Genomic DNA, 12,384 nt, shown 5'->3' on the forward strand with positions numbered 1-12,384 from the left:
GGTTGCCGGGATCCGGCTAGACCTGAGAGAGGGCGCCGCCCGGGCCAACCGTGACGACCGGGAGCTTGAATTCGCTCCGGAGCGCATCCCCAACCCACTTGTTCCAAAGTGCTGCGATCGTTCCGCGTGCGGCTTGGTAGCGCAGCCAGTTTGAAATCCACATCTGCGACTTGACGTCGCCCTGGGGCAGCAGGAAAGTGTTGAAGTCAACGTACAGAGGGTCGCCCGGAAGAACGCTCAGCCCCGGATTGTTCCGAATGCCGTTCATGACATTGAAAATGGACGCGAGCGTGACATCGGCCCGACCGGAAGCTACTTCAGCGATCGCGACCGTGGCGTCCGCCAGTGCGACGAAGGTGGCCTTGGGATAGCGCTGGGCGCCGATGGCAGCTTGAGAGGAGCCCTGGATCACGGCGATTTTGATTGCAGGGTCATTCAGCTGTTCGTCTTTTTCGAGCGTGCTGCCCGGCTTGCGCACAGCATAGATGGGTGCGTAGTTTGCAGGAATGTCGGCGAACAGTCCCTCGTTGGCTCGCGCGGGCAGGTTCGTGACTGGTTCCAGCATCTCAACCTTGCCCGACGCCAGGGCGGGTACCAGTTGCGCGAAGGGCATTTCGGTGAAGTTGATCTTGATGTCCTTGTCCAGGTCGGCCATCATCAGCTTCACCATCTCGACGCTGAATCCGTCCGGCTCCCCCGCCGAGTTACGGAACTGCATCAACGGCGTTGAGAACTCCCAGCCCAGATTCGCTTCCTTGGTCCGGCGCCATTTATCGATCAGTGCCTCCTTGTCAGCGGCGTTTGACCCTCCCCCGCCGGATCCCCCATCCGCAACGGGAATGAGTCGCGTCGCTCCAAAAACAGCGGCACCGGCTACAGCGCCGGCGATCAGGCCTCGACGGCCAGGATGCTCGCTCGACTTAGTGGTCGCGGTTTCCTGGGAGTCATTCTCGGTCTTGTCGCTGATGGCCATCTCAAGTCCTTCCTTGTGGGGACGCGCCCACCAAGGGCCACGTCGATGTGATGCAAATCATGCTATCTCATTTCGTATAGGAAAACCTACAGGTTCATAGTGGTATTTGGAAGTTTCCGGCAGATTGCCGCTTGATGACGATTTTCAGCCGTCGGAGGCCGGGGAACTGGCAGACGGGATGCTGGCCAAGGCGAGAAGCTTTGTGTTTGCTTGCGAAGGTGTACCGACTGGTATGCGCACCCCCGTCGGGTCACCTACATAGGGCTGCGCAAGCACGCCTCGGAACGGCAGCCTTCTGGCGTAGGCCATAGGGTCGGGGTTCTTGGATTTCCACGAAGTTCGCGTGGGGCCGGTAGTAATCCAGCCCGAGCGCGTCCAGACCATGCTGCAGGTCAAAAAGACTGCGGCGGTTCAGCTCCACTCTTCGCTCAAGCTCATCCCTATCCTGCTGGCTTGCCTTCGCCGCAGCTTGAGCCACGGAGGAGATCCGGTCGGTGCTCTGAAGCTTCTGGATGGCTGAAATTGGTCCTGGCGGACCCGCGATGTAGCCGATGCGAAGCCCGGCCATGCCGTAGGCACGGGAAAAGGGCCGCAGTGTTACGAGATTTGGGCGGCGGAACTCAATCTCTTTGATCGTGTCGGGGAAGTGCCCTTCGCGGATATACTCCATGGAGGCCTCATCGACGACAATCCATATGGACTCCGGGACTACCTCAACGAACCGCAGCAGGTCATCCCGACCAACAATTGCCCCGGTCGGGTCGTTGGGGTTACGGATGTACACCAACCGTGTCTTGTTGTTGATTGCTGAGAGCATGGCCAGGAGGTTACTCGCGCCGTCGGTCCTGAGCGGGACCTGCGGCGCGACCGCCTCTTGCTTCAGGGCCTCGCGCTCATATGCGGCGACCGTAGGGCCGGAAGTGACGATGTTGGCTCTTTCATCAAGGAGGGCAACAGACAGTGGTGGATCAGGCTCCTTGCGCCAGCGCCGGCGGCCACATGCTCCAAAGGACTGTCGAAATGGGTGGCCAATTCCTGACGAAGTTGGCCATGGCCTGCCTCGGGGTACGTGTTGGCGGAGCTGACTTCTTTCATCGCCGCGGCCAACGCCGACTCGAAGGGGCCCAGTGGGCTTTCGCGCGCTATCGGAGCACGCAGGATCATCCTGAAACCGTTTTCCTTCATGAGCTTTATGTCTAGTTGGAGCCACGATCAACGTCCCGCCCTGAGCGGTACGCCGAAGGGGGTCAACACTGTCGGGGCAGCTACCGTGCCTTTGCCTCGTAAGTAGAAATTCTATTCACGTCTTGTCAACGGACTGCCGATCAGCGGATTGTTGGACCAACAGTCCTGCCGCGCACGTCCTCCTCAAACAACAAGTGACGCAACAATTCCTCGAGGATCAACACCGGAAACTTCTCGTACTCGGCAAGCGTATAAATCCTGACGGTTCGGTGAGCCGCCGATAACGGCGCATATGTCGCGCCACCGTACGACCAGCACCTCTTGCCCGTAGGTCCCGTGAGTGCCTGGGACTACTAAACGCATCCCGCCGGGTTGCGTTCGACGCCCTGGCGCGTTTGGACAGCCAGACTCCTTCCCTGGCAGCGACCTTTTGCCGTCGCATGAAACCTGGACCGTCCACGGTCATGGTGCCGCGGCTATGGATCCGCATGAATTACCAGATGCATATCCGCTGTAGGGCTTTCTGAATAGCCGCACGCTTCGCTGAGCCTATTGGTGGCGCCGCGATCGGCACTTTGGTCCCCATCGAGCGGCCACCACTGAGAGTCACGTGAGACAACGGACAAGGGAACAGGACAATGAATTCGCTTACCATCAAGGACCCCGCCGACATGCTCAGCTTCATCGGCCACACCCTCGGCTTCTGGCCCACAGCGAGCCTCGTCTGTATCACCCTCGACAACGACAAAGTCGGCGCGACCCTCCGCATCGACCTCCCCCAATAACCCGGCTTGGAGGTCCACTTCGCTCGAACAGTCGCCGCCTACCTCACGACGGATGAACGAGCCAACGGCATCGTCTTCGCCCTCTACACCAATGAACTCCCGGAACCAGGAGAAGCTCGTCCGCACCGCAAGACCATTGCCGCCCTCACCGGAGTCCTCGCCCAAAAAGGCATCACCATCCGCGACGGCATCTACGTCACCAGCACAGCTGTCTCCCCCTACGACACCCCACCCGGACCCGACATCGCCATCCCCCTCAGCACCACCGAATACTCACAAGTCAACGCCGAATTCATCTACCGCGGCAGCACCATCGAACCTTCGAACCATTTGCTCCTCCCAGCGGCGACCCACAAGCAAGAGCACGCAACCGCCGTCGAACACCACAAACAAACCATCCTCAGCCGGCCGCCAGCGAATGCCACCCACGACGGACACCAACTCTGGACCACAATGCTGGAGACCAAGGACTACCCCACCGACCAAGACGTCCTGAAGCTCATCGCCTACTTCCAGTTCCCGCACATCCGCGACCGGCTCATGGCAGACATCCCCGGCATCGACGAACCGCCCGAACGCATCCTCTTCGCCCAAACCACCACAGCACCGGACTGGTCGCGCATCGAATGGGCCAAACAACTCCTCACCCACACCTACACCCTCACTGCACCAGAACACGCAGCGCCGATCCTCACCACCATCGGCTACATCAACTGGTGGGAAGGCAGAGGATCCAAAGCCCACCAATACCTCCAACTCGCCCTCGACACCGACCCCGGATACCGCTTCGCACGGCTCACCGACCACATGCTCGGCGCAGGCATCATCGCAGGATGGAACACCAACAAAACCACCGCCTGCAAGAACAACCTCGACATGCCATGAGCCCCCGTCTTGCTTAGCTTTACGGAACATCCGTTATCGGCGTTCGAAAGTTCTCGGAGGTGGGAGACTGGCGCTCATCTTTGGTTCACCCCGCTCCACGCGCATTTTCGAACTTACCCCTCGTTTGGTAGCGCGTAGGACCGGCCCTCGACAGTCCATCAGTCAAGATGTATCGCTTATCATGCTCATTGACGCGTGACAATTCGCCGTGCTCCACTTATTGCTCAACATACGGACCCTGCTGCGAGGGCCGTTTATCCGATGAGCGCGGCACACACTGGAATGGAGAGCTGCAAATGACACTGGCCAAGAGGATCGCGCTTCACATTTCCCGCCTGCAAATGGGTCAAGGGCAGGAAATGCGGCGAACACAATTTGCGGAGCTGGTGCCGCAGCCAAGTTCTGTGGTCATGCTGGGTGACAGCATCACTGAGGGTGGTGAATGGCATGAATGGTTTCCAAACCAAAACACCATCAACCGTGGAATCGGCGGGGAAACTGCCGAGCAGGTTCTCGCCAGGACTGACACAGCAATCAATGCGCCGCGTGCAGTCTTCATATTGATAGGCACCAACGATCTTGTGCTGAGATACACTCCGGAAGAGGTTGCTGCCAACGTATCAGCCATCTTGCGACGGATTCAGGCGGCCACCCCCGGCACAAGGCTCTATGTTCAGAGCATCATGCCCCGCGGCCCCCGCTGGCGGCAAAGCATAACGATTACAAATACCCTGCTCGCCGTCGTAGCAAGACAGCACGATGCGGAGTACTTGGACCTTTGGCCAGCACTCGCCGATGACAACGGGAACCTTCGGCGCGGGTTTTCACTGGACGGATTGCACCTGACTGGAGCCGGCTATCGCGCGTGGTGCGATGAGCTCGATCCTCACATGGCAGAACTGGCCACGTCGCCGGCAGTCGGCGCGTAACTCAGCCTTGCTGGGCCAGTGATTTTCTCGGAGTTCTGCGGACGGGACATAGGACTGGCCCGGCGGGTAGAGCCGGCAGGAACTTACACGGTACAGGTGTGCTAAGACCGTTCACCGTGCTCGCGGAACGGGAAGCTCACCCTCGCTACGGACAGCAGAAAGGGACAAATTTTCCTCACCTCGCTCCCCCACACCAGACGACATCGAAGGAATCGTCTCCGTCTTCGGCCAGGCACTCGACCACCTTCAAGGCCAGAAGTGAAGCGAAGAGATGCGACAGCCCGGCGCGCACAAACAGAACAGCAATTCCCGATGACAGGTAGCCATTGCCCGGAAACGTCCTGGTGGCGACCGGTCCTACCTGGCACAGTCGAAGCGCGAATTATCCGAAAAGAGGACTTGATGCCTCCAGTCAACGGAACCGGGGTGAGCTGGCCTAGGCTGCCCTTCCCCTGAATTTGTTCAGATCGGAGTGTGCGCGCAACTCAGTGTGGCCCCTGGGCAGAAGAAAGGCAGGAGGGGAGCCTTCGGGCAGGGCACCATCGAAGGGCTTCACAAATATGATTCGTTTCAATTATCGTTGACACGCGACAATAGAGCTGCTTTTATGTAATTCCCATCACTTCCAGGAGTCTTCATGAGCAGTACGCCAATAATTGCCGGCTTCTACCCGGATCCTTCAATATGCCGGTGCGACAGCATGTACTACATCGCCAACTCCAGCTTCGAGTTTGCGCCAGGAGCTCCGATTCACGGCAGTGCCGACCTGACAACCTGGACGCCGATAACTAACGCACTCAGCAGGGAGAGTCAGCTTAATGTTCGTATGGCTCCGCCCAGCACTGGTGTCTACGCCACGACCCTTCGCTATCACGGCAAGTTCTGGTTGGTAACCACGAACGTTCTCGAGTGCGGACGGGGACAACTGCTTGTGTCAGCCGAAGACCCTGAGGGCCCCTGGTCTGATCCCGTCTATGTCGAGGGAGCTGTCGGCATCGACCCGGATTTGTGTTGGGACGAAGACGGCCTCTGTCACCTGACGTGGGTGTCATCTGTTCCAGGCCTCCAGGGCATAGCGAGCGTGCCTGTTGACCCAGAAACCGGAGTCATGCTGTCCGAACCCAGACTTTTGTGGCAGGGTACTGGTCTGGCCCATCCTGAGGGTCCGCACCTTTACCGTCTGAATGGATGGTGGTATTTACTGCTGGCCGAAGGCGGAACTGAGCGGGGACACGTCGCGACCATCGCGCGATCTCGAACCCTGGACGGTGCTTTTGAGCCCTCACCAAGCAATCCCATCCTGACGCACCGCAGCACGAGTGACCCTGTGCAAAATACGGGGCACTCGGATTTGGTGGAGTTGGAGGATGGTTCCTGGGCGGTGGTATATCTAGGTGTCCGGCCGCGGGGCCGTAGCCCTATGTTCCATGTCAACGGTCGCGAAACGTTCCTGGCGGGCGTTGCATGGATCGACGGGTGGCCCGTTATTGATGAGGAGAGATTCACGCCAACGCCTCCTACGCACTCCTTCGTTGACAATTTTGACTCCCGGAAATTGGATCAGCGGTGGATTTCGCCGAACGTGCATCTCCAGGACTTCATCTCAAGTCAGACGCCGGCCGGAATTAAGATCGATGCGCCTAAAGAAGATGAACCTCAAGGCATGCTTCTGGCCAGGGCGCGCGATAGGGAGTGGATTGCAGAAGCGACCATCGACGTAAGTACCGGTTCCTGCCGGTTCCTTCTCAGAATCGATAGTGCCCATTGGTACGGACTCGTGGTTAATGAAACGAGCGCCGAAGCCGTTGCAGCTATCGGCCCCTCCATCGCCTCTCTGGGCCACCTGGCCGTAGAGGACAGCCGCAATGTCACTCTGCGGATTACGGTTCGTGAACCGGGAGAAAACCCGCTTTATCCAGCCCACGAACCGGACCTTGTTGAGCTTTCCATCCTGACGGCGGGCGGAGACGAACAAATCCTTGCCACCCTGGACGGTCGTTACCTGTCAACGGAAGTAGCAGGTGGTTTCACCGGACGAACCTTCGGTATCGAGCCGACAGCGGGCGCGATTGTCGCCAAACGCATTTCCTATCTAACTTTGGAGAACGCAGGCACCCCCGGGTGTGAACGTGAACTTCAAGCATCCGGAGCCAACAAAACTTAGCCCACCCAAAGAACAACACCAGCGCCGCGACCCCAGACCGGACTGCGCGGTGTGATGTCAAACCGGGCAACTCCCTGCGGTCCAAAGGGGAAGCCAAGTAAGGGTGACGCCGGGAGTTAGGCCTTTTCCGTGTGTGCCTTTGTCCTGAGGTGCGCCCCCCGACGGGTGCCGCCGATACCACGTGTCATACCGGGGGTGTCCCCTATCCATGGGACCTCCCGCACGCTATTGACACGAGTCAATTACAATGTTCATATAGTCCGGTGGTGGCAGTTGCCGCCCCCGAATTTGGATGTCAACGGAGCCGTCATGAAAGATCAGTCAGAATCCACCAGCCACGTCGTTCCGGGCTCGTTACCCCAGAGCTTCACCGCCGAGGCCTTGGCAGAGCGCCCAGAAACCCGGGATTCAGTCGGAGAAGCGCCTGCTATCCCCAAGGTCGGGGCGTGGTTCACCACCGTTTTCGCGCTGACCTATTTCGGGTTTTTCCTTGTCTTGCTCATGCCTACATTGTTCAGCCTCGCGTACAAAGTGCAGCTGATAGACCCCGGGACCAAAGAGGCGACTCTTGGTCTCATTATTGGCATCGGCGGCTTCATTAGCCTCGTGACAGGTCCAATTTTTGGTGTCCTCAGCGACGCCACCCGCACACGGTGGGGACGTCGCCGGCCCTACCTCATTGGGGGTCTGGCGCTCTCACTCGTAAGTGCCGTCATCATCGCGCTAGCATCAGACGTCTGGGTCATTATCATCGGATGGATCATCGCCCAACTCGGCGCCGGCTCAATCAGCGCAGCCCTGAATCCTACCCTCGCCGAACGCGTGCCGGACTATCAGCGCGGCCGGTTGGGTTCCCTTAGCGGCGTGGCAGCATCAGTTGCCGGAGTCGTGGCAACTCTGGCGGGCAGCTTCCTGACGAGCAACCTGTTGCTCCTTTTTCTGGCGCCCGTGGCAGTGTTTGCCGTCGCGGCGGCACTGTGGCTGGTGACCGTGCCCGATGCCCCTGCCCCCAAGGAAGCCCGCATCGGTTCGCTGATGGACATTTTCCGTCACCTCGCCTTCAACCCTAAAAAGCACCAGGACTTTGCATGGGTTTGGGTGGGAAAGTTCGCACTCAATATCGGATTCTCCTTCTTCTCGACCTACCAGTTCTACTTCCTGTTGGACCGCATGGGCTTCACACCCGAGACCGCAGGCCAGCAGATGGCAACGGTCGGCGGCCTCAGCCTTCTCGGGACGCTCCTGTTCACCCTCGGCGGCGGCTACCTGTCTGATCGGTTGCGGCGCCGCAAGCCATTTATCTACCTGTCCTCGGCAATGATCGCCGCTGGTTCCATCGCGATTGCCATCTCCCCAGACTTCCTCACCTACATCATTGGCGGTGTCGTGCTGTCAGCAGGTATCGGAGCCTTCAACTCGGTAGACCTGGCACTCGCAGCAGACGTTGTTCCGAAGGGGAACGAGAACGGCAAATGGATGGGCATCTACTTCCTCTCGGGAAGCCTCGCCAGCACTGTGGGCCCCGTCATGGCACCCCTGGTCCTGGCCGTCGGCGGTACGGGGGCTAACTACACCGCGCTGTTCATCGTTGGCGGCCTTCTCAGCCTCGGCGCTGCTATCACTGCTGCCCGGGTGCGTGGGGCGAGATAACAATCCATCGAGGCGCGGACATCGGTCCGCGCCTCCTTGAATAACCATTTCCGGCACCCAGAACAAACGTTTCTTACTGGGCGCCTGACACACAGCGAAGCAGGAGAAAGGCTCTCGATGACTAGCAACGTTACGGAACCTCCCGGCACCGACCGCGACGAACAAGGTGACGGAAAAATACGCCGATGGCACGGTACCTTTGTCGGCCCGGCGAAAGCCTCGGACGCTGATGATCCGGCAGCTTACTTCCGGAGGGAATTCGACCTTGCAGAACGTCCTATTCGCGCTACTTTACGTGTAACGGCACTCGGTATCGTGGTCCCGTACGTCAACGGCACAAGGGTGGGAGACGAAGTTCTCGCACCAGGGTGGACGTCGTACCGGCACCGTCTGGCCGTGAGCACCTACGACGTAACTTCGCTTGTTGTCCCCGGCGCCAACGCGTTCGGCGCCGTTGTCGGTGAGGGCTGGGCGGTAGGGCCTCTGACATGGGACAACCTGCGCCACAACTACTCGGACCGGCCGGCGCTCTTTGCTCAGGTGGAACTTGAGTATCCTGACCGGACGGAAGTCATCGCAACTGACGGCAAATTCCGGGTGGCATCCGGAGGGGTTCGTGCAAATGGGATCTATGCGGGCGAGACCTGCGACGCCCGAATGGAACCCGAGGGCTGGACACAAGCCGGCTTCGAGGATGTCGAATGGGCGGCGATCGAGCCAGTCGACTGGCCCCTGTCATCCCTGGTGGCTGCTGATTTCCCACCCATCAGGCGCATTGAAGAACTCGCACCTGTCGAACTCCGCGTCACCGACGCCGGGACAACAATCGTTGATTTTGGTCAGAACATCTCAGGATGGGTGCGAATCAAAGTCTCTGGCGAGGCCGGCACAGTGATCACGCTCCGCCATGCTGAGATCCTGACCCCGTCCGGAGAGCTGGAGCGGGAGACGAACCGTACTGCTGAGGCGACCGATCGATACACTCTTAGCGGTGAAGGCGAGGAAGTGTGGGAGCCGCAGTTCACCTTCCACGGCTTCCGATATGCAGAGGTCGAAGGATGGCCCGGTGAGCTGGAGGCAGACGCACTTCAGGCCGTCGTTGTTCACAGCGATATGCCACGCACCGGCTGGTTCGAAACTTCCGACGAACTCGTTACGAAACTTCACCAGAATACAGTCTGGTCGATGCGCGACAATTTTGTTGGCGTCCCAACGGATTGCCCGCAAAGAGACGAACGAATGGGCTGGACCGGTGATCTGAACGCCTTCTCGTCGACCGCAACCTACCTGTATGACGTGCGGGGGGTACTGGGGTCCTGGCTCGCAGATCTGGCCGTCGAGCAGAAGGCAACCGGCGACGTTCCTTGGACCGTCCCTGACGTTATGACCACACCTTCTGCGCCCACAGCCCTTTGGAGCGACGTAGCCGTGAGCTTGCCCTGGGAGCTGTACCAGGAGTACGGCGACGCGGAAATCCTACGCAGCAGCTACGAATCGATGACCAGCCTCATCCGCCAGATCGGTTCGCTGCTGGACGAGCAGGGGTTATGGACTGCGGGTTTCCAGTTTGGCGACTGGCTGGATCCAGACGCACCTGCCGCCAATGCGGCGGGGGGGAAGACGGATCGTTATCTGGTAGCTTCGGCCTACCTTGTGAAGACCACCAAGGAAATGACAGAAACTGCGGCAGTACTTGGCTGTCGGCAGGACGAAGCCGAATTCCGTGCCTTGCACGAACGCGTCCTCAACGCATTCCGCCGCGCATACGTCACACCGTCCGGCCGCGTTGTCAATGAATCTGCAACTGCCTACGCCTTGGTCATCATGTTTGGCATCCTCGACGAAGACCAAAAGCAGGTGGCCGGCAACCGCCTGGCAGAAATCGTCAAGAAGGCCAAGTACCGCATATCCACCGGTTTTGCGGGAACACCCCTCGTTACAGACGCCTTGAGCAGCACAGGGCACCTGTCGGCCGCCTACCGGCTGCTGCTGGAAAAGAAATGCCCCTCATTCCTTTACCCGGTCACCATGGGTGCAACCACTATCTGGGAACGCTGGGACGCGATCCGTCCCGACGGTACTCTGAACTCGACCGGGATGACTTCCCTGAACCATTACGCGCTTGGTGCCGTGGCCAGTTGGCTGCACCGCGTCGTGGGTGGCCTGGTACGCCTGTCGCCCGGGTGGAAACACATCCGCGTTGCTCCGCAGCCCGGAGGAGGACTGACATGGGCCAGAACAGCGCATGAAACTACGCGGGGCCGCGCCGAAGTCATGTGGCAGGTCGAATCCGATGTAGTGACGGTGGAAGCGCAAATACCTGCAGGTTCGACAGCAACAGTCATTCTTCCCCTGCATCCGGAAAATGCCGTCGAAGACGTAAGTTCGGGCAACCACAAGTGGCAGTACCAGGCTGCTGAGCCGTACGGCCAGCGCCCGTCGTTCACCCTGGATTCACCGCTGATGAAAGTGGCCGAGCATCCGGAGGTCTGGGATGCCGTGCTTCGGGCAATCACCAAGCACCTCCCCCACTTCCCCGTTGAAACGACAGAGTTGGACTGCAGGCCAGAGTCTGTGAACACCATTCTCGAGAGTATGCCGGGAGCCCCAGCAGGTCTCAGGGGTGATCTTCAAGCGGCACTGGCAGGCTGAGTCATCAAAGCTGCCACCGTCGAACCACCACTGGTTCGACGGTGGCAGCTTCGGCGTCACGAAAGATCATGAGGCCAAGCCTGGATGTCACTGAATGCCACCGATATCCGATGCTTTGCGGTGTCCTTGGCGCAGGTCGGCGAGGTAAGGGACCGCTCTTTCGCGCAATCCCTGCAGCCGAAACTCTCGGGCCCAATCTCTGCGAATCAAAGAGGGATTTGTGCCGGCCAAGGTAAGCCGAGATATGAGAATCACCATTGAGAACGCAGTCCTTCTCGAGCTGCTATCCCAACATAGGAAGCAAGAAGCCAGGGCCCAAGGCATTGCCTAAAAATCCTGGCGACCGTCACAGGGACAAATGCCTTGGCCGATGAGCCTGTTGCTATCTCGTTGAACTGCCTACGCGTGTGCGGGACGGTGCGACGAACGACCCGGACGCTTTCACGCTTCGCCGATGTCCATCCCCAGTGGCCAAGCGGGAGGGACGCTGGCTTTGTCGAGAAAGCGGAAGCAGCTGCACTGCGCGCGGTGGGCAGCTTCGATTTCTCATGGAGTACCAATGCCTGCTCGCAGGCAGCAGCGGCTAACGCAGATCGCGTTCGGTGTTTTATTGCCTTGGTGACGTTCGGGACGAAGAAAGGTTCGGGATGCGTCGTCGCAGGCGAGAAGTGGGGAGGAAGACGCTCCTCAACAAAGCCGAAGCTGAAGGTTATTAGCCGCCGAGTGAGGGGCCAGCCTGAAAGCGACCGCCTGCAGCCCCCAGGTTGCCACGACTGCCGAGGGGCCCGGTGTCGAGGCGAGCGTTTCATGGTCTTAGTCCCGGACCGGCGCCACGAGTCGACCGACCCCTTCGCAGGGTGAACAGTCCCCTCATGCGTCCATTAGCCGGTGACCGCAATCAGTTGCCAGTAGCGGCGGTCACCGGATGGTCGTCCCGCAGCGTTACTTCCATGATCTGCGGGACCGGGATGACCTTCACGTAGCGGTGGTCAACCTTCTCAGTTGCCCTGCGATGCAGGATGCCGTAGTGCTTAAGCCAGAGAATTGCGCCATCCGCGGTGACTCTATCTACGGTTCCCTGGTCCACAAGCCGGTCATTGTCGCAAACCTCCACCTCCAGGCCCTGCGAGAACGGTCCAGTCGTCAACAGGCTGCCAGCCT

Annotated in this window: 7 protein-coding genes and 1 pseudogene; 5 read left to right on the plus strand and 3 right to left on the minus strand. The window is 59.5% G+C overall.

From position 1 onward, the window contains the following. Window positions 1–16 precede the first annotated feature (16 nt). Window positions 17–973, minus strand: coding sequence for an ABC transporter substrate-binding protein (locus ACFX4T_RS16020; protein WP_223948857.1), 957 nt, complete (start codon window positions 971–973; stop codon window positions 17–19). Window positions 974–1,223: 250 nt separating this feature from the next. Beyond that, window positions 1,224–2,183, minus strand: a complete 960-nt coding sequence (locus tag ACFX4T_RS16025) for an aminotransferase class I/II-fold pyridoxal phosphate-dependent enzyme (RefSeq protein WP_223948856.1) — start codon at window positions 2,181–2,183, stop codon at window positions 1,224–1,226. A 646-nt stretch (window positions 2,184–2,829) separates the two neighbouring features. Here ACFX4T_RS16025 and ACFX4T_RS16030 point away from each other — a divergent pair. From ACFX4T_RS16030 to ACFX4T_RS16050, 5 genes and pseudogenes are all read left to right on the plus strand, one after another. Continuing rightward, window positions 2,830–3,828, plus strand: a pseudogene (locus tag ACFX4T_RS16030) (DUF4192 domain-containing protein). A 296-nt stretch (window positions 3,829–4,124) separates the two neighbouring features. Further along, the gene (locus tag ACFX4T_RS16035; protein WP_223948855.1) at window positions 4,125–4,757 is read left to right on the plus strand and encodes a GDSL-type esterase/lipase family protein; all 633 of its coding nucleotides are present in this window, start codon (window positions 4,125–4,127) and stop codon (window positions 4,755–4,757) included. A gap of 637 nt (window positions 4,758–5,394) precedes the next feature. Next, on the plus strand, window positions 5,395–6,921 hold the full coding sequence (locus ACFX4T_RS16040) for a family 43 glycosylhydrolase (protein WP_377652639.1): 1,527 nt from the start codon (window positions 5,395–5,397) through the stop codon (window positions 6,919–6,921). A gap of 309 nt (window positions 6,922–7,230) precedes the next feature. Further along, window positions 7,231–8,571, plus strand: coding sequence for an MFS transporter (locus ACFX4T_RS16045; protein ID WP_223948853.1), 1,341 nt, complete (start codon window positions 7,231–7,233; stop codon window positions 8,569–8,571). A 117-nt stretch (window positions 8,572–8,688) separates the two neighbouring features. After that, window positions 8,689–11,223, plus strand: coding sequence for a glycoside hydrolase family 78 protein (locus ACFX4T_RS16050; RefSeq protein WP_377652640.1), 2,535 nt, complete (start codon window positions 8,689–8,691; stop codon window positions 11,221–11,223). A gap of 898 nt (window positions 11,224–12,121) precedes the next feature. On the opposite strand, the gene ACFX4T_RS16055 is transcribed toward ACFX4T_RS16050, so the two are convergent. Beyond that, complete coding sequence (locus tag ACFX4T_RS16055) at window positions 12,122–12,370, minus strand: hypothetical protein (protein ID WP_223948851.1); 249 nt, start codon at window positions 12,368–12,370, stop codon at window positions 12,122–12,124. Window positions 12,371–12,384: the final 14 nt, after the last annotated feature.

The organism is Paenarthrobacter sp. YIM B13468 (assembly GCF_042788025.1).
Taxonomy (GTDB): domain Bacteria; phylum Actinomycetota; class Actinomycetes; order Actinomycetales; family Micrococcaceae; genus Arthrobacter; species Arthrobacter aromaticivorans.